The sequence below is a fragment of the Pseudomonas sp. RAC1 genome (genome assembly GCF_030658255.1).
Lineage (GTDB): Bacteria > Pseudomonadota > Gammaproteobacteria > Pseudomonadales > Pseudomonadaceae > Aquipseudomonas > Aquipseudomonas boreofloridensis.
Genome location: NZ_JAUTXS020000032.1, coordinates 117,344 through 136,980, shown reverse-complemented (window position 1 = coordinate 136,980; position 19,637 = coordinate 117,344). Strand labels below are relative to the sequence as shown.

The window sequence follows — 19,637 nt, the reverse complement described above, 5'->3', positions numbered from 1 at the left end:
GCATTAGTGAAATCGATGTTCGACTACAAATTGCTCGCCGCACTGGCGGCCGTCATCGAGCAGGGTGGGTTCGAGCGGGCTGCTCAGGTGCTGGGCCTGTCGCAATCGGCGGTGTCGCAACGCATCAAACTGCTCGAGGCGCGGGTCGGCCAGCCAGTGCTGGTGCGCGCCACGCCGCCAAGCCCGACCGAGGTCGGGCGGCAATTGCTCAACCATGTCCAGCAGGTGCGCCTGCTCGAGCGCGACCTGCAGCGTCAGGTGCCGGCACTGGACGAGCAGGGCATCCCTGAGCGCCTGCGTATTGCGTTGAATGCCGACAGCCTGGCCACCTGGTGGGCAGGTGCGGTGGGCGATTTCTGCGCTGGCCAGCAGGTGCTGCTGGACCTGGTGGTGGAGGACCAGGACGTCGGCCTGCGGCGCATGCGCGCCGGCGAAGTGGCGGCCTGCCTGTGTGGCAGCGAACGGCCAGTGGCCGGCGCACGCAGTCTGGCGCTAGGAGCGATGCGTTACCGCGCGCTGGCCAGTCCGGCCTTCATGGCCCGATATTTCCCTCGCGGCTTCGAGGTCGCGCGCCTGGCCCGCGCGCCCGCCGTGGTCTACGGCCCCGACGACTTCCTGCAACACCGTTACCTCGCGTCCCTGGGCCTGGGCGACGGCTTCATCCATCACCTGTGTCCATCCTCCGAAGGTTTTCTGCGTCTGACCGAAGCCGGACTTGGCTGGGGACTGGTGCCTGAGTTGCAAGCGCGCGAGCCGTTGGCCAGCGGCCAGTTGGTGGAAATCTGCAGCGATACCCCCATCGACGTGCCGTTGTACTGGCATCATTGGCGCAATGGCGGGCAACTGCTCGGCGACTTGACCGAACACCTGCGCCAGGCGGCGCCGGCGTGGCTGGTGCCCTTGTAGGCACGGGCAGCGTCAACTGCATCTGTAATCTGGCAAGGCGGAGTCTTACATGCGAATTCTGGTCACCGGCGCAAGCGGCTTCATCGGCGGGCGCTTTGCGCGCTTCGCCCTGGAGCAGGGCCTGCAGGTAAGGGTCAACGGCCGTCGCGCCGAGGGCGTCGAGCATCTGGTCAAGCGCGGCGCGCAGTTCATTCCGGGTGACCTGGGCGATGCCGAGGTGGCTCGGCGGTTGTGTCAGGGCGTCGAGGCGGTGGTGCATTGCGCCGGGGCCGTGGGCACCTGGGGGCGTTATCAGGACTTCCATCACGGCAACGTGGTGCTCACCGAGAACGTGGTCGAAGGTTGCTTGAAAGAGCATGTACGGCGCCTGGTGCACCTGTCCTCGCCGTCGATCTGCTTCACCGGCCGCTCGCGGTTGGAGGTGCGTGAGGACCAGGTGCCGCGGCGCTTCCACGACCACTACGCGCTGACCAAGCACCTGGCCGAACAGAAAGTCTTCGGTGCCCAGGAGTTCGGTCTCGAGGTGCTGGCTCTGCGCCCGCGCCTGGTCACCGGGGCCGGCGACGCCAGCATCTTCCCGCGGCTGATGCGCCTGCAGCAGAAGGGTCGCCTGGCGATCATCGGCAATGGTCTGAACAAGGTCGACTTTACCAGCGTGCACAACCTCAACGAGGCGTTGCTCAGCGCCCTGTTCGCCGACGCGCCGGCCCTCGGCCAGGTCTATAACATCAGTAACGGCCAGCCATTGCCGGTGTGGGATGTGGTCAATTACGTGATGCGCCAGATGCAACTGCCGCAGGTCACCCGCTACCGCTCCTACGGCTTGGCCTACAGCATGGCCGCCGTCAACGAGGCCGCTTGCCTGCTCTGGCCTGGCCGCCCGCAACCCACCTTGAGCCGCACGGCGGTGCAGGTGATGAGCCAGGATTTCACCCTCGATATCAGCCGCGCCCGGCATAATCTGGACTATCGCCCCAAGGTCAGTCTGTGGACCGCCTTGGATGAATTCTGCACGTGGTGGCAGCACCTGCCGGGCTCGCGCTGAATCCGCCGAACCGGTCACGGTCATCACGACGTCGCCTGCTCTGTTTATAATGCGCCTTTTTGCTATCAGTTCGGTCGACCTAACCCATGCGCAACGATGCCCACGATGATTTCGATGACGTTCCTGTTCTCAGAGCCGGTACGCCCGACGATGACGAACTGCTGCCGACCCGTGTGGCCCGCGTGCGCCAGAAGGCCGAACGTCCCGCCAGCAGCGGGCCACTGTGGGCGCTGCTGGTGGCCTCGTTCGTTGCCCTCGGCGGCCTTGGCTGGTGGAGTTATCAGCAGATTTCGCTGATGGAGCAGCAACTGGTCGCCACCCAGGAAAGTTTCGCCCGCATCAGCGAAGAAGCGGCGGGTCGGTTGCAGGTGATCAGCGGCAAAGTGGAGGCGAGCGAGTCGAGCAACAGCTCTGGCAGCGAAGCCCTGAAGCAGCAGATCAGCCAGTTGCAGGCGGCGTTGGCCGAGCAGGGCAAGCAGCAGGAAGGTGTCGCTGGTCAGGCGGGTGATATGGGCAAGCGTCTGGAGCAGGTGCTGGAGCAGACCGCCGCGCAGCAGAAAGCGCTCACCGAGATGCAGGCCCAGTTGCAAGAGCAGCTCAAGGCGGTGAATGGCGAGCTGGCGGCGCTCAAGTCGGGTCAGGTGGACGGTGGCAAGCTCGATGGTCAGCTCAAGAGTCTCAGTGGCGAGGTGGCCAACCTGAAGAAGCAAGGCGCGGCCATCGACAGCCTCGCCCAGGATGTGCTGGTGCTCAAGAGCCAGGCCGACAACCGTCCGGCCGCGCAGGCTGCGGGGGCGTCCGTGCAGGAATTCGATGCCTTCCGTGGCCAGACCACCCGCAGTCTCAACACCTTGCAGAGCCAGATCCAGAACCTGCAGCAGCAGATCAACGCCCGGCCCTGACGGGCGCATGCCACACGCTTGGACCGTCAAGCGGCCCTGACGTGTGGCGACGGCTCACAGGCGTGGATAGTCGATGTAACCCACCGGGCCTTTGCCGTAGAAGGTTTCAGGGTGCGGCTCGTTCAGCGCAGCATCGGACGCCAGACGCGCTGGCAGATCCGGGTTGGCGATGAAGGGTACGCCGAACGCCACGGCATCGGCCTTGCCGCTGGCCAGGGCGGCATTGGCGCTGGCTTTGGTGAAGCGCTCGTTGACGATGTAAGGACCGCCGAACGCTGCCTTGATCTGCGGGCCGAGGCTGTCGTCGGATTCCTTCTCGCGCGAGCAGATGAAGGCGATGCCGCGCTTGCCCAACTCCCGCGCAACGTAGGTGAAGGTCTCGCTGCGGTTGGCGTCGCCCATGTCATGGGCATCGGCCCGTGGCGCCAGGTGCATGCCGACGCGCGCAGCGCCCCACACCTCGATCACCGCATCGGTGACTTCCAGCATCAACCGCGCACGGTTTTCCAGCGAACCGCCGTACTGGTCGGTGCGCTGGTTGGTGCTGCTCTGCAGGAACTGGTCGAGCAGGTAGCCGTTGGCGCCGTGGATCTCCACGCCGTCGAAGCCGGCGGCCTTGGCGTTCTCTGCGCCCACCCGGTAGGCCTCGACGATGTCGGCGATTTCTTCGGTGTCCAGCGCGCGCGGCGTGGGGTAGTCGCTCAGCGGACGCACCAGGCTCACATGGCCTTCAGGCTTGATCGCGCTGGGCGCCACCGGCAGTTCGCCGTTGAGGTAGGACGGGTGGGAGATGCGCCCGACATGCCACAGTTGCAGGAAGATTCGCCCGCCGGCAGCGTGCACCGCCTGGGTCACGTTGAGCCAGCCGCGCACCTGCTCGGTGGACCAGATGCCGGGGGTGTCCGGGTAGCCGACGCCCATGGGCGTCACCGAGGTGGCTTCGCTGAGAATCAGCCCAGCGCTGGCACGCTGCACGTAGTACTCGGCCATCAGCGCATTGGGCACGCGGCCTTCGTCGGCGCGGCAGCGGGTCAGCGGGGCCATGATGATGCGGTTGGGCAGGGTCAGGTCGCCCAGGGTGATCGGATCGAAAAGCGTGGTCATGTCAGAAGCCTCGCAAGGGTAGGGTGGACGGTGAAGGCAGCGCCCGAGGGCGCCGCACAAGTGGGGTAACGGTCAAAGCTCCTGGCTCATCTGTTCGAGGAAGGCCTGGATGGTCGACTCGTTGCGTTTGAAGAAATGCCATTGCCCGACCTTCTGGCTGCTGATCAGGCCAGCGCGCTGCAAGGTGGCCAGGTGCGCCGACACGGTCGATTGGGACAGGCCGCAGCGCTGGTCGATCTGCCCGGCGCACACGCCGAACTCGGTGCTGTGATGCTGTTCTGGGAAATGCGCGGCGGGGTCCTTGAGCCAATTGAGAATGTCTCGGCGGACCGGATGGGCCAGGGCTTTGATGATGTCGTCGAGGTCGAGGGGCATGGCTGGGCTCGTGGTCTGTAGCGATATATCGCGATAGAGCGAAATATAGATCGTCTGCTCACGATATACAAAGACCGAGCCGTTCTGAGTTGGTTCGAAATCGTTATATCGCGTTATAACGATATGTGCGGCGGCGGTGCTAGACTGCCGCCATGAATTATCTGGCACACCTCCACTTGGGCGGCCCTTCGCCCCAGCAACTGCTCGGCAGCCTGTATGGCGATTTCGTCAAAGGTTCGCTGCAAGGCCGCTTCGCTCCCGAACTCGAAGCGGCGATCAGGCTGCACCGTCACATCGATACCTATACCGACAGCCATCCCCTGGTGCTGGCCGCGCTGGCGCGCTTTCCCAAAGCGCGGCGGCGCTTTGCCGGCATCGTGCTCGACGTGTTCTTCGACCATTGCCTGGCCCTGCATTGGCAGGATTACGCCCAGCAGCCGCTGGCGCTGTTCACCGAGCGCTTCTACCAGGTGCTGCTAGCCGAGCCCGAGTTGCCAGGACGCCTGGCGCGGATTGCGCCGTTCATGGCCGCAGATGACTGGTTGGGGGCCTATGCCGATTTCGCGACGCTGGAGGCGGTGTTTCGAGGCATTGGGCGACGGCTGTCGCGGCCCGAAGCGCTGCTCGGCGTGATGGCTGAACTGGAAGCGTTGTACGAGCCACTGACGGCTGATTTCCGCGCCTTCTACCCGCAGTTGCAGGCATTCGCGGCAACGCGACGCTGAGCGCGCCGCGCCCGCGATGCCTCACGCCGCCCTGGCCTGGCGTTGCGGCAGCGGCTCGCTGTCATGCTCGGCATACAGCGCCAGGTGGATCGCCTGCTGAGCCTGCAATGCCAGCACCGCGCGTTCCTTGCCTTGGCTGTGCAAGGGCGGCAGCAGGTGGATCAGCACCTGACCAGGCGCCTGGCCGAACAGCCGCAGCAGGTGCGACAGCAAGTCGTCGTCGCCGACGAACGGCGCAATCGGGTCCGGCTCGCCCTCACGCAGGTATTGAATCGCTACTGGCTGGACCGGTGTGCCGTGATCGATGGCGCCCGCCAGCAGGCGCCCGTGGAAGGTACGCAGGGCGCGGCCATCGGTGGTGGTGCCTTCGGGGAAGATCAGCAGCGGGCAGGCCTGGCCCAGGCGCGCGCCGATCTGCTCGCGCAGGCGCTGGCTGTCGCCGCCGCCGCGACGGATGAACAAGGTGTCGGCCTTCTCCGCCAACCAGCCGGCCAGCGGCCACTGGCGCACTTCGGCCTTGGACAGGAACGACAGCGGCGTGAGCATGCCCAGCAATGGGATGTCGGTCCACGAAATGTGATTGCTGACCCACAGCATCGGCTGCTGCGGCAAGGTGCCGACCACCCGCACTTCGAAGGGCAGGGCGCCGACCAGCTGTTTCATGAAGCAGCAGCTCCAGCGCTGGCGGCGTTCGCTGCCGGCGCGCAGGCCAAGACGTTCGCCGACGGCGATGAGCGTGGCCATGGCCACGCCCAGCAGCAGCACCAGCATCAGGCGCACCAGGCGGGCACTGGCCCGCACGCTCGGCATCAGACCGCCGCCTTGAAGTGACGGGCGTAGCGCGGGCAGAGGTCGTCGCGCTTGAGCAGGATGAACACGTCGGCCACCTGGAAGTCTTCGTCCCAGCACGGTTCGCCGCAGATCTTCGCCCCCAGGCGCATGTAGGCCTTGAGCAGCGGCGGCATCTCGGTGATGACGTTGTTCGGCAAAGCCAGCGACGGCAGCGGCTTCTTCGGTTCGGCGCGCAGGTGTTCGTTACACAGGTAGCGTTCGCGCAGGCGCTGCATGATCGCATGGGCCTGAACGCCGCCATCCTGCATGGGGATGCTGGCGCAGCCCATCAGGTAGCTGTAGCGGCCCTCGTTGAGCACCTCGGCCAACTCGCCCCAGAGCACGGCGATGGTGCCGCCATTGCGGTAACCCGGATCGACGCAGGTGCGGCCCAGCTCGAGGATCGGGCCTTGCAGTTGCAGCAGCCCGTGCAGGCTGAATTCTTCTTCGCTGTAGAAACGCCCCAAGCTGCTGGCGGCCTGGTGGTCGAGCAGGCGGGTGGTGGCGACCAACTGCCCGGTGGCCAGATCGCGCACGCCGATGTGGCGGCAATGGATGTCGTAGTCGTCCATGTCCAGGCCGTGTTCGGCGCCCTTGAGCTTGGCCTTGAATTCGGCGCTGAACACCTTGTAGCGCAGGGCCTGGGCTTCCTGCAGGGCCGCGGCGCCGACCAGGCGTTCGGCTTGCAGACGGCGTTCAGTGCTGTTGTCGCCAGAGCGAGCGATCCGAGTCATTGCGAGTCTCCATAAGCCAGCCAAGGGCGGCCGGTCGGCTTTGTTGTGCAAGGTCAGCCTAGGTAGAGGCAGTGTCACCTCCATGACGCTTTGGTGATGCTTGCGTGACAGGCTGGGCGGTGCGCCGCCGCCGGATTGTCATGCGCAGATGGGAGGCTGCACGCAGTGCCTGCGGCGGGAGATGCTGATGTTCTGGAACAGAGGGTTGTGGTGCTATTTGCAGCTGTTCGCCTTGCCGGCGCTGGCCACGGCGTGGCCCGACAGCCAATGGCTGGAAGATCCCGCACACTATGATTGGCAAGCGGTGGATCGTTACGCCTTCGCCCCGCGCGATGACGTCGAGCGCCGTGGCGTGCGCAGCGACGCCCTGTTGATCGTGCGCGATGGCCACATCCTGCATGAACGCTACGCAGCGCCCACCACCGCCGACACGCCACACCTGACCTGGTCGATCAGCAAGAGTGTGCTGGCCACGCTGCTGGGCATCGCCCAGGGGGAAGGACGCTTCCAGCTCGGCGATCCGGCTGCGCGCTACTACCCGGCACTCGCGGCGCACCCGCAGGTGCGTCTGCAGGATCTGCTGCACTGGGCCAGTGGTCTTGCCTGGCAGGAAGACTACGAGTACGCGCCGCTCAACTCTTCGGTGGTGGCCATGCTCTATACCCGCGGCCGCCACGACATGGCCGCCTATGCGGCGGGCCAGGCGCAGGCCGAGACGCCCGGGCGGCGCTTCGTCTACTCCAGCGGCGACAGCAACCTGCTGGCCGCCGCGCTGCGCGGCATGCTGGCGCCGGAGCGCTACGCCGACTATCCCTGGCAGGCACTGTTCGAGCCCCTCGGCATTGCCCATGCGGTGTGGGAACGCGACGGCGCTGGCACCTACGTGGGCTCCTCCTACCTCTACCTCAGCGCCCGCGACCTGGCGCGCATCGGCCTGCTGATGCTGCGCGAGGGGCGGTGGCGCGACCGGCAGTTGCTGCCCGCCGACTGGGTGACGTTCAACCGTACGCTGTTCCCCCAGGCCGAGCCGGTGCCAGGCGAGGCCAACCCGGGTGGTCACTGGTGGCTGAATCAGCCGCTGCCCGCCCAGCCGCGTTCTTGGCCTCACGCCCCCACCGACACCTTCGCCGCGCTCGGCCACTGGGGGCAGGCGTTGTACATCCTGCCGACGCAGAAACTGGTGATCGTTCGCTACGCGGACGACCGCGATGGCAGCTACCGCCATGACGAGTTGCTCAAGCGTGTGCTGGCCGCACTGGGGGAGGAAGTTCGATGAAGCGTCGGTACGGGGTGCTGTCGATAGCCCTGCTGGGCATGGCGATCTGGGCCTGGTTCGAGCGCCAGGCACTGGTGGATTTCCCCGGCATCCTGCCGGCCTACTCGGCCAAGGAGTACTGCTCATGCCGCTTCGTCATGGGCTTGGACGAGGGCTATTGCCGGGGCTATGTGAAGCAGTACCTGCCGCTCACGCGCCTGGAGGAGCACACCGACACCCGCCGCGTGCTCGCCCAAGGGCTGGGCCGTCAGAGCCAGGCGGCGTGGCAGGGGCCGCGCGAGGGTTGTCGCTTGCTGCCGTGAATGGCCACGCGGTAAGGTTGGCGGTCTCGCTTTCCGAGGTATCTCCATGCTGCTGCGTCTGCTGCCCGCGCTGTTCCTGGCCCTGTGCTTGCCTGCCCACGCCAACTGGCACCTGGACGGTGAGTCCTCGCGCCTGTCGTTCATCACCGGTAACAACGGCGACACCGCCGACGTGCACCGCTTCCTGGTGTTGCACGGCACCATCGACCGAAAGGGCGCGGCGGGGCTGAGCATCGAGATGGATTCGGTCAGCAGCGGCATCCCGCTGCGCGACGAACGCATGCGTGACGGTCTGTTCGAGGTGGCGCGCTTTCCCGAGGCGACGGTGAGCGCCCAGTTGGACCTGCGCCCGGTCAGCGACTTGGCCAATGGCGCCCAATTGGAGCTGCGCCTGCCGGTGACAGTGACGCTGCGCGGCCAATCCCACACCTACAATGCCTTGCTGCTGGTCACGCGTCTGGACGAGCGCCGCTTTCAGGTGGTGACCCTGGAACCGCTGGTGTTGCAGGCCCGGGATTTCGACCTGCTGCCGAGTCTGGAAACGCTGCGCAGTTTCGCCGGGCTCAAGTCGATCAACCCGTCGGTACCGGTCAATGCGGTGCTGATCTTCACCGCCCGCTGACATGCCAGGGCCGGTCTTCCCCTGGCGGGATGGCAACCAGTTCGAACTGCTGGTCGACGGCCCCGAGTTCTTTCCTATCATGCTCGCGGCGATCGAGCGCGCCGAGCGTCAGGTCGACCTTGAGCTCTACCTGGTCGAAGCGGGCGCCTGCGCCCAGGCGGTGGTGGAGGCACTGGAGCATGCAGCTTCACGCGGCGTGCGCGTGCGCTGCCTGTTCGACGCCTACGGTGCCCTGGCCTTTGCGACGGCCCTGCGCCAGCGGTTGCACGCCGCGGGCGTCGAACTGCGGCTGTACAACCCTCTGCACTGGCGCCGCGGCCTGCGCAACCTGTACCGCGATCATCGCAAGTTGTTGTTGGTGGACGAGCAGTGGGCGGCTGTCGGGGGAACCGGGGTCACCGATGAGTTCTGGACGCCGGGTCATGCCACCAGCGAGTGGCACGAGGTGATGGTGCGCATGCAGGGCCCGGTGGTGCTCGACTGGCAACTGCTGTTCGACCGCCAGTGGCATGCCAACCACCGCCGCACAGCCTGGCGTCCGCCCCAAGGCTTCGGTCTGTCGCGCCTGCCGAGGATGCCTGCGCAGGGTCAGGGCCTGGGCCGGGTGGCGTACGCCGATGCCCGCCAGCACCGCGACATCCTGCGCGCGCTGGTGCGCGCCGTGAGTGGTGGCCAGCAGCGCATCTGGCTAGCCACACCGTACTTCCTGCCGACCTGGAGCGTGCGGCGCTCGTTGCGCCGCGCCGCGCAACGCGGCGTCGACGTGCGCCTGCTGCTCACCGGCCCGCGCACCGATCACCCGTCGGTACGCTATGCCGGCCATCGTTACTATCCACGCCTGCTGCGCGCCGGCGTGCGCATCTTCGAGTACCAGCCGTGCTTCCTGCACCTGAAGATGGCGGTGGTGGACGACTGGGTCAGCATCGGCTCATGCAACTTCGATCACTGGAACTTGCGCTTCAACCTGGAAGCCAATCTGGAAGCACTGGATCGGCCGTTCACCGAAACGGTGGTGGCCAGCTTCCAGCGCGACTTCGCGCTGAGCGAAGAGGTCGACCTGGATCACTGGAAAGCCCGGCCACTGTGGCGTCGGGTGCAGCAGCGGCTCTGGGGCTGGCTCGACCGACTGGTGGTGATTCTGCTCGACCGGCGCAGCTGACGCGGCGCGCAGTATCGGTCATCGACGAAGCCGACTATGGTGCAGGGAATGTTCCCTGCACACGAAGGAGTGGATGCGATGACGGCCAAGAAGATTCTCATGCTGGTGGGTGATTACGTCGAAGACTACGAGGCGATGGTGCCGTTCCAGGCCCTGCAGATGGTGGGCCACACCGTGCATGCGGTCTGCCCGGAAAAGATCGCCGGGCAGACGGTGCGCACGGCCATCCACGACTTCGAAGGCGACCAGACCTACAGCGAGAAGCCGGGTCACCAGTTCGCCCTGAACTTCGATTTCGTCCAGGTGCGTGCCGAACGCTATGACGCCCTGGTGATCCCTGGCGGACGCGCCCCGGAATATCTGCGCCTGGACGAACGCGTGCTGGCCTTGGTGCGAGCGTTCGACCAGGCCGGCAAACCCATTGCCGCGGTGTGCCATGGCGCGCAACTGCTGGCCGCTGCCGGCGTGCTACAGGGACGGCAGTGCAGTGCTTACCCGGCGTGTGCGCCGGACGTGAAGCTGGCCGGTGGGCAATTCGTGGACATCGCCGTGGACCAGGCCCATGTCGATGGCAACCTCATCACCGCGCCCGCCTGGCCTGCGCATCCGGCCTGGCTGGCAGCGTTTCTCAAGGTGCTGGGTACGCGCATTTCGTGAGTGGGGGTGACCGGCTTCAGCTCACCTGCTCGAGCCAATCGTTGAGGTTGTAGTAGTTGCTCACCCGGGCGATCTTGCCGCAGTGAATATAGAAGAACGCCCCGGCCGGCAACACGTAGGTCTGACCGTTGGCGGCGGGCAGGCCTTCGTCGTCGGCCAGGTACTCGCCGTGCACGGTGAACTCGGCGGCGGCGCGGCTGCCGTCGGCGTTCTGCATCACCACGATGTCGGCCAGGCGCTCGCGGTAGCAGCGGTTCATCTTGTCCATGAAGGCGGCGAAGCGGGCCTTGCCCATCTGCCGCTCGCCCTGGTTGATGTCGTGGATCACGTCTTCGCTGAGCAGGGCGAGGAAGGCCGGCATGTCACCGGCGTTGAAGGCGGCGTAGTAGGCGGTGACGAGTTCGGTAGCGGTCATGGAGAAATACCTGTCGCGGAGGGGAAAGGGCCGAGCGTGCCGCCGATGATAGGGTTTCCCTTCAGGCCCGGCTTAGCCGAGCGCGTCATCCCTATCGACAAAACGACCGTCCCGCATGGAAATACGCCTGCTGCACGGCGCTGCCATCGCGCCTTACCTCGATGACCTCGCTCGCCTGCGCCTGACGGTGTTTCGCGAGTTTCCCTACCTCTATGACGGCACGCCGGAGTACGAATCCGACTACCTCGCCACCTACATGGCCTCCGAGCGCAGCCTGGTGGTGCTGGCGGTGGACGACGGCCAGGTGGTGGGCGCCTCCACCGGCCTGCCCCTGGGCGACGAAACCGATGCCTTTCGCCAGCCTTTTCTGGATCAAGGCCGCGACCCGGATACCGTCTACTACTTCGGTGAGTCCGTGCTGTTGCCGGCCTATCGGGGGCGCGGGCTGGGCGTGCGCTTCTTCATCGAGCGCGAATCCTATGCGCACAAGCTCGGCGGTTTTCACTACTGCACGTTCTGCACCGTGGAGCGTCCCAACGGACACCCGCTGCGGCCCGATGACTACAAGCCACTGCATGGTTTCTGGCGCAACCGCGGCTTTCTTCATCAGCCTTCGTTGCGCACCACCTATGCCTGGCGCGACCTGGATCAGGACGATGCGTCGGACAAGACCCTGTCGTTCTGGCTCAAGGACCTGTTGCCATGATTCGGCTCGCAGCGTGCCAGTACGCCATCGAACTGCATGAAACCTGGGATGCCTACGCCGACCATCTGCGCGACCTGTGCGTCGAAGCGGCGCGCAGCGGTGCCCAACTGTTGCTGCTGCCCGAGTACGCAGGGCTGGCGCTCAGTGGCCAGTTACCGCCTGACCAGCGCAGTGACCTGCATGGTTCGATCGTCGGTATCCAGCCTTTGGTCGCGCCTTGGTGGGCGTTGTGCGAGGGCCTCGCCAAAGACTTGGGTGTGTATCTGCAACCTGGCACGCTGCCGGTGCTCGACCCCGATGGCCGCTATCGCAACCGTGCCTGGCTGTTCGGTCCAAGCGGTGCGCTGGGTTTTCAGGACAAGCTGATGATGACCCGCTTCGAGCGCGAGCACTGGAACATTGCCGCCGGGCAGGGCCTGAAGGTGTTCGATACGGCGCTGGGGCGCCTGGGCATCTTGATCTGCTACGACACTGAATTTCCCCTGTTGGCACGGCGTCTGGCCGAGCAGGGTGCCGACTTGCTCCTGGCGCCGAGTTGCACCGACACCGAGGCCGGTTATCACCGCGTGCGCATCGGCGCCCAGGCACGGGCGCTGGAGAACCAGGTGGCGGTGTTGCAGAGCCCGACGGTGGGGCTGGCGCCCTGGTCGCCAGCGTTGGACGAGAACATCGGCCGCGCCGGTTTATATGTGCCGCCGGACCATGGCATGCCCAGCGATGGGGTGCTGGCCCAGAGCGTCACGCTGTGTCCTGAGCAGAGCCAGTGGTTGGTGTGCGATGTGGATGTGGACGAGGTGAGGCGGGTGCGGCGAGAGGGGCAGGTCTTTACCAGGCGAGATTGGCCGGAGCAGGTCGAGCGGCTGGGGTGAGGGTGAAGCGATAGCCACTGCGGATTGATCCGCAATGGCTACGCCGCTGTTACCGCTGTATCACTTCACTTCCACCGCCAGGCTCTGGGCGATCTTGCTCTGCCACAAGGCGGGACCGGTGATGTGCACCGACTCGCCGTTGCTGTCCACCGCCACGGTGACCGGCATGTCCTTGACCTCGAACTCGTAGATCGCTTCCATGCCCAGTTCGGCGAATGCCAGGACCTTGGACTTGCGGATCGCCTGGGCCACCAGGTAGGCCGCGCCGCCGACGGCCATCAGGTACACGGCCTTGTTGTCCTTGATCGCCTCGATGGCGGTCGGGCCACGCTCGGACTTGCCGATCATGCCCAGCAGACCGGTCTGTTCGAGGATCTGGCGGGTGAACTTGTCCATGCGCGTGGCAGTGGTCGGGCCGGCTGGGCCGACCACTTCGTCACCGACCGGATCGACCGGACCCACGTAGTAGATGAAGCGGCCTTTCAGGTCCACCGGCAGTTCTTCGCCACGGTTGAGCATCTCGACCATGCGCTTGTGCGCGGCGTCGCGGCCGGTGAGCATCTTGCCGTTGAGCAGGACGGTCTCGCCTGGCTTCCAGCTGGCGACTTCTTCCGGGGTGATGTCGTCGAGGTTGACCCGGCGCGCGCTCGGACCCGCTTCCCAGACGATTTCCGGGTAGGCGTCCAGCGACGGCGCTTCGAGTTCCGCAGGGCCGGAGCCGTCGAGCACGAAGTGGGCGTGACGGGTGGCCGCGCAGTTGGGGATCATGCACACCGGCAGGGAGGCGGCGTGGGTCGGGTAATCCATGATCTTGACGTCGAGCACGGTGGTCAGGCCGCCCAGGCCCTGGGCGCCGATGCCCAGTTGGTTGACCTTCTCGAACAGCTCCAGGCGGATCTCTTCGATGCGGTTCTGCGGGCCACGGGCTTTCAGTTCATGGATGTCGATGGATTCCATCAACACTTCCTTGGCCATCACCGCGGCCTTTTCGGCGGTGCCGCCGATGCCGATGCCGAGCATGCCGGGCGGGCACCAGCCAGCGCCCATGGTCGGCACGGTCTTGAGCACCCAGTCGACGATCGAGTCGGACGGGTTGAGCATGGCCATCTTCGACTTGTTCTCCGAGCCGCCGCCTTTGGCGGCCACGTCCACTTCGACTTTGTCGCCGGGCACGATGGAGTAGTGGATCACTGCCGGGGTGTTGTCCTTGGTGTTCTTGCGCGCGCCGGCCGGGTCGGCCAGGATCGAGGCGCGCAGGACGTTCTCCGGCAGGTTGTAGGCGCGGCGCACGCCTTCGTTGATCATGTCGTCCAGGCTCAGGGTCGCGCCGTCCCAGCGTACGTCCATGCCCACGCGCACGAACACGGTGACGATGCCGGTGTCCTGGCAGATCGGCCGGTGGCCGGTGGCGCACATGCGCGAGTTGATCAGGATCTGGGCGATCGAGTCGCGGGCTGCTGGCGACTCTTCGCGCAGGTAGGCCTCGTGCATCGCCTGGATGAAATCGACGGGGTGGTAGTACGAGATGAATTGCAGGGCGTCGGCCACGCTCTGAATCAGGTCGTCTTGCTTGATCACGGTCATGCTGCGCGCTCCTCTTGAAGACGGGAACATTCGTAAAGGCCTCGACACCGCCGACCAGCGCGTCGAATCACCTTGCAAGGCGCGCCGGCAGGTCAGGCCGGCGCAAAAAGGGCGCGGCAGTATAGCGCGCATCCTGGCGCGGTACACCTGCACGCGCGCTGGACCAAGGTCGGTCGGATGCTGGCCGCAGTTTTGCAGCGCCAAGCAGGCGAGGGGGCTTAGAATCGTTGCCGCGGTGTCGCGATACCAGGCCGCTCTTACACGAACAGCGTCATCCGGGCGCTCCTATGGCGCGACGATGACCACTCAATCGGCGGAGAAACCCCGAATGCCCGAACTCTGCGTGGGCCACCGCTGCTGGGCGGTGCCCTCCGGCAGCAACCTGCTCGACGCCCTCAACGGCGCCGGCCTGAACGTGCCCTATAGCTGCCGCGCCGGCAGTTGCCAGGCGTGCCTGGTGCGCTGCCTGGACGGGCTACCCGACGATGCGCGGCCCGAGGCGCTGGGCACGGACGCCCGTGAACAGGGCTGGCGCCTGGCCTGTCAGTGTCAGGTGACGGGCGACCTTCGAGTGGCGGTGTTCGACCCGCAGACCGATGGCGTGCCGGCTGAGGTGAGCGCGGTGCACTGGCTGGGTGATGTGCTGCGCCTGCACCTGCGTCCGGCGCGGGCGCTGCGTTACCGCGCCGGCCAGCATCTGCTGCTGTGGTTGGGCCCGGTGGCGCGGCCCTATTCGCTGGCGAGCCTGCCAGGCGAAGACGCCTTGCTCGAGTTCCACATCGACTGCCGCCGACCCGGTGCGTTCTGCGACCAGGCGCGGGGCCTGAAGGTGGGTGATGCATTGGCATTGGGCGCATTGAGCGGTGGCGCGCTGCAGTACGATCCAGACTGGCAGACGCGGCCGTTGTGGCTGCTGGCGGCGGGAACGGGACTGGCGCCGTTGTGGAGCATCCTGCGCGAAGCACTGCGTCAGGGGCATGAGGGGCCGATCAGGATCCTGCATGTGGCGCGCACACCTTACCTGGCCGAGGCATTGCAGGCATTGGCTGGGGAGCGGGTGCACGTCGAGCAGGTGAGCCGAGAAGGTGCGGAGCAGGCGCTGGCGGGGTTTCAGGTGTCGTCGCGCCAGACGGTGGCGCTGGTGTGTGGTTCGCCGCAGTGGGTGGAGCAGGTGGCGCGTCGGCTGTTCCTGGCCGGGGTGCCGAGGAACCAGGTGCTGGCCGAAGTGTTCAGCGAGAGGGCTTGAAGGGATGGCGCGCCTTACGGCCCATCGCGGCGTTACTCGCGATGGGCCGTAAGAGCGCCTCGGGCTGAGGGTCAGCCGACCAGCGGATCACCGACGTGCAGGATCTTCATGCCGTTGGTGCCACCGATGGTGTGGTAGCTGTCGCCTTTGGTCAGGATCACCCAGTCACCTTGCTCGACCAGCCCACGCTTGAGCAGCTCGTCGACCGCTGCCTGGCTGACCTTGTCGGCCGGCTGCGAAGCCGGATCGAAGGCGATCGGGTAGACGCCGCGGAACATCGAGACGCGAGCCTGGGTGGCGCGGTGCGGCGACATGGCGAACACCGGCACGTGCGAGCGCAGGCGCGACATGATCAGCGGGGTGTAGCCACTTTCGGTGAGGGCGATGATCGCCTTCACGCCCGGGAAGTGGTTGGCGGTGTACATGGCCGCCAGGGCGATGCTCTCGTCACAGCGCTCGAACGTGGTGTGCAGGCGATGGCTGGAGCGCTGGTTGGTCGGGTGCTTTTCGGCGCCCAGGCAAATGCGCGCCATGGCTTGCACGGCTTCGATCGGGTAGGCACCGGCGGCGCTTTCGGCCGACAGCATCACCGCATCGGTGTTGTCCAGCACGGCGTTGGCCACGTCGGACACTTCGGCACGGGTCGGCATCGGGTTCTGGATCATCGACTCCATCATCTGGGTCGCGACGATCACCGCTTTGTTGTTGCGGCGGGCGTGCTGGATGATCTTCTTCTGGATACCGATCAGCTCGGCGTCGCCGATTTCCACGCCCAGGTCGCCACGGGCGACCATCACCGCGTCGGAGGCGGCGATCAGGCCGTCGAGGGTTTCGTCGTTGGCCACGGCTTCGGCGCGTTCGATCTTGGCCACCAGCCAAGCGCTGCCGCCGGATTCATCACGCAGCTTGCGAGCGTATTCCATGTCCTTGGCATCGCGCGGGAAGGACACGGCCAGGTAGTCCAGGTCCATTTCGGCGGCCAGCTTGATGTCGGCCTTGTCTTTCTCGGTCAGCGCCGGAGCGGTCAGGCCGCCACCTTTGCGGTTGATGCCTTTGTGGTCGGACAGCGGACCGCCGACGATCACCACGCAATGCAGGGCATCGGCAGTGGCGGTTTCGACGCGCATGACCACACGGCCGTCGTCGAGCAGCAACTCGTCACCCACGCCGCAGTCTTTGACCAGGTCGGGGTAGTCGATGCCGACGATGTCCTGGTTGCCTTCGGTGAGCGGGTGAGCGGTGGAGAAGGTGAAGGTGTCACCGATCTTCAGCTCGATGCGCTTGTTGCTGAACTTGGCGATACGGATCTTCGGGCCTTGCAGGTCACCGAGCAGCGCGACATGGCGGCCATTCTTGGCGGCGATGTCACGGATCAGCCGGGCGCGGGCCTTGTGCTCGTCCGGAGTGCCATGGGAAAAGTTCAGACGTGCCACGTCCAGGCCAGCGAGGATCAGTTGTTCGATCACTTCGGGCGAGTTGCTGGCGGGGCCCAGGGTGGCGACGATTTTGGTACGGCGGATGGTCATGCACAGACTCCTATAGTGAAGCGCAGCGAAAGGCTACTCCTGAATTTGGCTGTAGTCACTCAGGAGGCGGGGGGAAAAGCTGCAAGCTACAAGGGGCAAGCTACAAGAAAAAGCGCGGGTGGCGGCGGGGGCTGGTTTTGCTTGCAGCTTGCAGCTTGTCGCTTGTCGCTTGTCGCTTGTCGCTTGTCGCTTGTCGCTTGCAGCTTGCAGCTTGCAGCTTGCAGCTTGTCGCTTGCGGCTGAAGAATCCTTGGACGCGGCCGATAGGCTGTGCAGCAAAGGAGATTCCCATGCGAGCCCTGATCGTTTTAGTCATGGCGGCCAGTGTCGTTGGCTGCACCCGTTGGTCCATGGACCACCATCTGAACAATGCCTACCGGGCCTATGACCGCGGCGACTGCCAACGTGTGATGCTGGAGCTGTCGCAGGTCGACCGCACCAGCCGGGCGCGGCCGTTCATTCACCCCGAAGTGGCGATGCTGCGTGGGCAGTGTCTGGAGCGGCAGAAACTCTACGTCGATGCGGCGCAGACCTATCAGTTCCTGATCCAGCGCTACCCGCAGAACGAGTACGCCTATCGCGCCCAGGCGCGTCTGCAGACGTTGCAGCAGCTTGGCCATCTGCGGGGCGAAGCGGCTGTCACACAGGCAGCACCCGCCGCGCCCTGGCGCTGATTGCCTCGACCGATGATTTCAACGTGCCTGCGCCGCAGGCTGAGCTAGGCTCTACAGTACCTTCAACGCGCCGACGGTACCTGCTCATTTGGCAAAGGTACGGAGAATCATGTTCACCGAACGACAGATCGATCGACACCAACTGCCCTACGTGCTCAGAGTGTTCAACCGGTTCACCGATCAGGAGATCGGTTTTCTGGGTAACGCCTCCGAGCATGGCGTCATGGTGATCAGCCAACTGCCCATCATGGTCGGCCCGGATTTCGAGCTGCAACTGCGCGTGCCGCTTGCAGGGGGCGGTCACCAGTTCATCAACCTGACCGCCAGTTGCCTGTGGAGCCGCGAGGATCAGACCCCCGGCTATTACGATGCAGGCTTCATGCTGTTGCAGGCGCCGCGCGAGTACGACGAGTTCGTGCGCTCGCTGCGCGAGTTCTTCAGCTTCAGGCCGCTCAACGAGTCGGCCTGAGGTTGTTCGTACGGTAGACTCGTCCGCGAACTTTGTACAGGACGACACCGTGAGCTCCAGCATCTTCTGGCACGATTACGAAACCACCGGCATCAACCCGCGCTGCGATCGACCGCTGCAGGTCGCCGGGGTGCGCACCGACTTCGACCTGAACGAGATCGAGGAACCGGTCAACCTGTATTGCCGTCCCTCCGACGACATCCTGCCGCATCCGGCGGCCTGCCTGGTCACGGGCATCACCCCGCGACAGTTGGCCGACGAAGGCCTGTGCGAAGCGGATTTCATGACCCGCGTGCACGCCCAGTTGGCGCGCCCGGGCACCTGTGGCGCCGGTTACAACACCTTGCGCTTCGACGACGAAGTGACGCGTTACAGCCTGTACCGCAATTTCTTCGATCCTTATGCGCGCGAGTGGCAGGGCGGCAACAGCCGCTGGGACCTGATCGACGTGCTGCGCACCGCGTATGCCTTGCGCCCGGAGGGCATCGTCTGGCCACAGCAGGACGGCCGCACCAGCTTGCGCCTGGAGTTGCTCAGCCAGGCCAATGGCATCGAACATGGTCAGGCCCATGAGGCGCTGTCCGATGTGCGGGCTACCATCGCCTTGGCGCGAAGAGTACGTGAACGACAGCCCAGGCTTTACGACTGGCTGTTCCAGTTGCGTAGCAAGCACAAGGTGATGGAGCAGATTCAACTGCTGCAACCCCTGGTGCATATTTCGGGTCGCTTCTCCAGCGAGCGCAGTTATTTGGGCGTGGTATTACCGTTGGCTTGGCATCCGCGCAACCGTAATGCCCTGATAGTGTGCGACCTGCACATGGAAACCCTGCCTTTGATAGGGGAAAGTGCCGAAGCATTGCGTCGCCGTTTGTACCGGCGTCGCGACGAAATGGCTGACGGAGAACTACCCGTTCCCCTGAAGTTGGTGCACATCAATAAATGCCCAGTGGTGGCACCCTTGAGTGTGTTACGCCCGGTCGATCAACAACGATTAGGCCTGGATATGTCGCACGTGAACGAGCGCGCCGAACGATTGATTCAGCAGCAGGGGGCGTGGCAAGACAAGCTTGTGGAGATCTACGGCGCCGAGGAATTTGCCCCGAGCGAAGATCCCGAACAACAACTGTATGACGGATTTATTGGCGACCGTGATCGACGCCTGTGCGAGCAAGTTCGACTCAGTGAGCCGCGGCACTTGGCCGACGGGCAGTGGATGTTCGACGATCAGCGCCTGCCTGAATTGCTGTTCCGTTATCGGGCGCGCAACTTCAACGAGACACTGAATGCGCAGGAGCAGCAGCGCTGGCAACGTTTCTGTCAGCAACGCCTGATGGATCCCGGAATGGGCGCACCCAACACGTTGAAGGCTTTCGAGCAGGCGGCGGGAGCGCACATGGAGGGGGCTGGCGAGGGCGGACGCGCGGTGCTCGAGGCGTGGCTGGTGCATGCGCGGCAATTGCGTTCGGACTACAGCCTGACAGAGTGATAGACAATAAAAAACGCCAGCAATG

22 protein-coding genes are annotated in these 19,637 nt (G+C 65.3%); 15 read left to right on the top strand and 7 right to left on the bottom strand.

The genetic code is table 11. The features are described 5' to 3' along the window. Positions 1–15 precede the first annotated feature (15 nt). The 3 genes from Q7C30_RS12095 (at position 16) to Q7C30_RS12085 (ending at position 2,853) form a co-directional block, all read left to right on the top strand. Positions 16–906 (top strand): LysR family transcriptional regulator ArgP, encoded by an 891-nt coding sequence (locus tag Q7C30_RS12095; RefSeq protein WP_039579736.1) that lies wholly within the window; start codon positions 16–18, stop codon positions 904–906. 49 nt (positions 907–955) lie between these two features. Further along, entirely contained in the window at positions 956–1,951 is a 996-nt protein-coding gene (locus tag Q7C30_RS12090) for an NAD-dependent epimerase/dehydratase family protein (RefSeq protein ID WP_317871628.1), read from the top strand. A gap of 86 nt (positions 1,952–2,037) precedes the next feature. Then, positions 2,038–2,853: an ATPase gene (locus Q7C30_RS12085; protein ID WP_317871627.1), complete on the top strand. Its 816-nt coding sequence runs from the start codon at positions 2,038–2,040 to the stop codon at positions 2,851–2,853. Between the two features lie 54 nt (positions 2,854–2,907). Here Q7C30_RS12085 and Q7C30_RS12080 read toward each other — a convergent pair whose 3' ends face one another. Beyond that, positions 2,908–3,957: an alkene reductase gene (locus Q7C30_RS12080; RefSeq protein ID WP_317871626.1), complete on the bottom strand. Its 1,050-nt coding sequence runs from the start codon at positions 3,955–3,957 to the stop codon at positions 2,908–2,910. Between the two features lie 72 nt (positions 3,958–4,029). Continuing rightward, the gene (locus Q7C30_RS12075) at positions 4,030–4,332 is read right to left on the bottom strand and encodes a helix-turn-helix transcriptional regulator (RefSeq protein ID WP_029613789.1); all 303 of its coding nucleotides are present in this window, start codon (positions 4,330–4,332) and stop codon (positions 4,030–4,032) included. A 152-nt stretch (positions 4,333–4,484) separates the two neighbouring features. Between Q7C30_RS12075 and Q7C30_RS12070 the strand changes: the two genes are divergently transcribed. Further along, complete coding sequence (locus Q7C30_RS12070) at positions 4,485–5,057, top strand: ACP phosphodiesterase (protein ID WP_317871625.1); 573 nt, start codon at positions 4,485–4,487, stop codon at positions 5,055–5,057. Positions 5,058–5,078: 21 nt separating this feature from the next. Here Q7C30_RS12070 and Q7C30_RS12065 read toward each other — a convergent pair whose 3' ends face one another. Continuing rightward, positions 5,079–5,867: a lysophospholipid acyltransferase family protein gene (locus tag Q7C30_RS12065; protein WP_317871624.1), complete on the bottom strand. Its 789-nt coding sequence runs from the start codon at positions 5,865–5,867 to the stop codon at positions 5,079–5,081. Beyond that, on the bottom strand, positions 5,867–6,622 hold the full coding sequence (olsB, locus tag Q7C30_RS12060; protein WP_039579723.1) for an L-ornithine N(alpha)-acyltransferase: 756 nt from the start codon (positions 6,620–6,622) through the stop codon (positions 5,867–5,869). Before olsB ends, Q7C30_RS12065 begins: the two co-directional genes overlap by 1 nt. Positions 6,623–6,809: 187 nt before the next feature. Between olsB and Q7C30_RS12055 the strand changes: the two genes are divergently transcribed. The 5 genes from Q7C30_RS12055 (at position 6,810) to Q7C30_RS12035 (ending at position 10,638) form a co-directional block, all read left to right on the top strand. Further along, positions 6,810–7,898, top strand: a complete 1,089-nt coding sequence (locus Q7C30_RS12055) for a serine hydrolase (RefSeq protein WP_317871623.1) — start codon at positions 6,810–6,812, stop codon at positions 7,896–7,898. Beyond that, the gene (locus Q7C30_RS12050; RefSeq protein WP_029613785.1) at positions 7,895–8,200 is read left to right on the top strand and encodes a hypothetical protein; all 306 of its coding nucleotides are present in this window, start codon (positions 7,895–7,897) and stop codon (positions 8,198–8,200) included. The genes Q7C30_RS12055 and Q7C30_RS12050 overlap by 4 nt, the downstream gene beginning before the upstream one ends. 40 nt (positions 8,201–8,240) lie before the next feature. After that, on the top strand, positions 8,241–8,822 hold the full coding sequence (locus Q7C30_RS12045; protein WP_317871728.1) for a YceI family protein: 582 nt from the start codon (positions 8,241–8,243) through the stop codon (positions 8,820–8,822). Between the two features lies 1 nt (position 8,823). Next, positions 8,824–9,981, top strand: a complete 1,158-nt coding sequence (locus tag Q7C30_RS12040; protein ID WP_317871622.1) for a phosphatidylserine/phosphatidylglycerophosphate/cardiolipin synthase family protein — start codon at positions 8,824–8,826, stop codon at positions 9,979–9,981. Positions 9,982–10,059: 78 nt separating this feature from the next. Continuing rightward, entirely contained in the window at positions 10,060–10,638 is a 579-nt protein-coding gene (locus tag Q7C30_RS12035) for a DJ-1/PfpI family protein (RefSeq protein ID WP_317871621.1), read from the top strand. Between the two features lie 16 nt (positions 10,639–10,654). Here the strand turns inward: Q7C30_RS12035 and Q7C30_RS12030 are convergent, their stop codons facing one another. Further along, complete coding sequence (locus Q7C30_RS12030) at positions 10,655–11,053, bottom strand: nuclear transport factor 2 family protein (protein WP_029613782.1); 399 nt, start codon at positions 11,051–11,053, stop codon at positions 10,655–10,657. Positions 11,054–11,168: 115 nt separating this feature from the next. On the opposite strand from Q7C30_RS12030, the gene Q7C30_RS12025 reads away from it, so the two are divergent. Both Q7C30_RS12025 and Q7C30_RS12020 read left to right on the top strand, forming a co-directional pair. Then, complete coding sequence (locus Q7C30_RS12025) at positions 11,169–11,759, top strand: GNAT family N-acetyltransferase (protein WP_029613781.1); 591 nt, start codon at positions 11,169–11,171, stop codon at positions 11,757–11,759. Next, a complete protein-coding gene (locus Q7C30_RS12020; RefSeq protein WP_317871620.1) occupies positions 11,756–12,628 on the top strand; it encodes a carbon-nitrogen hydrolase family protein in 873 nt (290 codons plus the stop codon). Before Q7C30_RS12025 ends, Q7C30_RS12020 begins: the two co-directional genes overlap by 4 nt. Before the next feature lie 60 nt (positions 12,629–12,688). Here the strand turns inward: Q7C30_RS12020 and Q7C30_RS12015 are convergent, their stop codons facing one another. Further along, positions 12,689–14,212 (bottom strand): fumarate hydratase, encoded by a 1,524-nt coding sequence (locus Q7C30_RS12015; protein ID WP_039579712.1) that lies wholly within the window; start codon positions 14,210–14,212, stop codon positions 12,689–12,691. 328 nt (positions 14,213–14,540) lie between these two features. Here Q7C30_RS12015 and Q7C30_RS12010 point away from each other — a divergent pair, with 328 nt between their 5' ends. Further along, positions 14,541–15,458: an iron-sulfur-binding ferredoxin reductase gene (locus Q7C30_RS12010; protein WP_317871619.1), complete on the top strand. Its 918-nt coding sequence runs from the start codon at positions 14,541–14,543 to the stop codon at positions 15,456–15,458. A gap of 71 nt (positions 15,459–15,529) precedes the next feature. Here Q7C30_RS12010 and pyk read toward each other — a convergent pair whose 3' ends face one another. Beyond that, a complete protein-coding gene (gene pyk, locus Q7C30_RS12005) occupies positions 15,530–16,984 on the bottom strand; it encodes a pyruvate kinase (RefSeq protein ID WP_039579708.1) in 1,455 nt (484 codons plus the stop codon). 289 nt (positions 16,985–17,273) lie between these two features. Here pyk and Q7C30_RS12000 point away from each other — a divergent pair, with 289 nt between their 5' ends. The 3 genes from Q7C30_RS12000 to sbcB all read left to right on the top strand — a co-directional run bounded on the left by Q7C30_RS12000 (position 17,274) and on the right by sbcB (position 19,612). After that, a complete protein-coding gene (locus Q7C30_RS12000; protein ID WP_029613777.1) occupies positions 17,274–17,657 on the top strand; it encodes a hypothetical protein in 384 nt (127 codons plus the stop codon). Between the two features lie 109 nt (positions 17,658–17,766). Continuing rightward, on the top strand, positions 17,767–18,126 hold the full coding sequence (locus Q7C30_RS11995) for a PilZ domain-containing protein (protein ID WP_029613776.1): 360 nt from the start codon (positions 17,767–17,769) through the stop codon (positions 18,124–18,126). 49 nt (positions 18,127–18,175) lie between these two features. After that, on the top strand, positions 18,176–19,612 hold the full coding sequence (sbcB, locus tag Q7C30_RS11990) for an exodeoxyribonuclease I (protein WP_317871618.1): 1,437 nt from the start codon (positions 18,176–18,178) through the stop codon (positions 19,610–19,612). The last annotated feature ends 25 nt before the right edge of the window (positions 19,613–19,637 follow it).

Excerpts from the sequence above, each read along its gene's own strand:
- Q7C30_RS12095 (WP_039579736.1), top strand. The coding sequence starts at position 16 with ATGTTCGACTACAAATTGCTCGCCGCACTGGCGGCCGTCATCGAGCAG.
- Q7C30_RS12090 (WP_317871628.1), top strand. The coding sequence starts at position 956 with ATGCGAATTCTGGTCACCGGCGCAAGCGGCTTCATCGGCGGGCGCTTT.
- Q7C30_RS12085 (WP_317871627.1), top strand. The coding sequence starts at position 2,038 with ATGCGCAACGATGCCCACGATGATTTCGATGACGTTCCTGTTCTCAGA.
- Q7C30_RS12080 (WP_317871626.1), bottom strand. The coding sequence starts at position 3,957 with ATGACCACGCTTTTCGATCCGATCACCCTGGGCGACCTGACCCTGCCC.
- Q7C30_RS12075 (WP_029613789.1), bottom strand. The coding sequence starts at position 4,332 with ATGCCCCTCGACCTCGACGACATCATCAAAGCCCTGGCCCATCCGGTC.
- Q7C30_RS12070 (WP_317871625.1), top strand. The coding sequence starts at position 4,485 with ATGAATTATCTGGCACACCTCCACTTGGGCGGCCCTTCGCCCCAGCAA.
- Q7C30_RS12065 (WP_317871624.1), bottom strand. The coding sequence starts at position 5,867 with ATGCCGAGCGTGCGGGCCAGTGCCCGCCTGGTGCGCCTGATGCTGGTG.
- olsB (WP_039579723.1), bottom strand. The coding sequence starts at position 6,622 with ATGACTCGGATCGCTCGCTCTGGCGACAACAGCACTGAACGCCGTCTG.
- Q7C30_RS12055 (WP_317871623.1), top strand. The coding sequence starts at position 6,810 with ATGTTCTGGAACAGAGGGTTGTGGTGCTATTTGCAGCTGTTCGCCTTG.
- Q7C30_RS12050 (WP_029613785.1), top strand. The coding sequence starts at position 7,895 with ATGAAGCGTCGGTACGGGGTGCTGTCGATAGCCCTGCTGGGCATGGCG.
- Q7C30_RS12040 (WP_317871622.1), top strand. The coding sequence starts at position 8,824 with ATGCCAGGGCCGGTCTTCCCCTGGCGGGATGGCAACCAGTTCGAACTG.
- Q7C30_RS12035 (WP_317871621.1), top strand. The coding sequence starts at position 10,060 with ATGACGGCCAAGAAGATTCTCATGCTGGTGGGTGATTACGTCGAAGAC.
- Q7C30_RS12030 (WP_029613782.1), bottom strand. The coding sequence starts at position 11,053 with ATGACCGCTACCGAACTCGTCACCGCCTACTACGCCGCCTTCAACGCC.
- Q7C30_RS12025 (WP_029613781.1), top strand. The coding sequence starts at position 11,169 with ATGGAAATACGCCTGCTGCACGGCGCTGCCATCGCGCCTTACCTCGAT.
- Q7C30_RS12020 (WP_317871620.1), top strand. The coding sequence starts at position 11,756 with ATGATTCGGCTCGCAGCGTGCCAGTACGCCATCGAACTGCATGAAACC.
- Q7C30_RS12015 (WP_039579712.1), bottom strand. The coding sequence starts at position 14,212 with ATGACCGTGATCAAGCAAGACGACCTGATTCAGAGCGTGGCCGACGCC.
- Q7C30_RS12010 (WP_317871619.1), top strand. The coding sequence starts at position 14,541 with ATGCCCGAACTCTGCGTGGGCCACCGCTGCTGGGCGGTGCCCTCCGGC.
- pyk (WP_039579708.1), bottom strand. The coding sequence starts at position 16,984 with ATGACCATCCGCCGTACCAAAATCGTCGCCACCCTGGGCCCCGCCAGC.
- Q7C30_RS12000 (WP_029613777.1), top strand. The coding sequence starts at position 17,274 with ATGCGAGCCCTGATCGTTTTAGTCATGGCGGCCAGTGTCGTTGGCTGC.
- Q7C30_RS11995 (WP_029613776.1), top strand. The coding sequence starts at position 17,767 with ATGTTCACCGAACGACAGATCGATCGACACCAACTGCCCTACGTGCTC.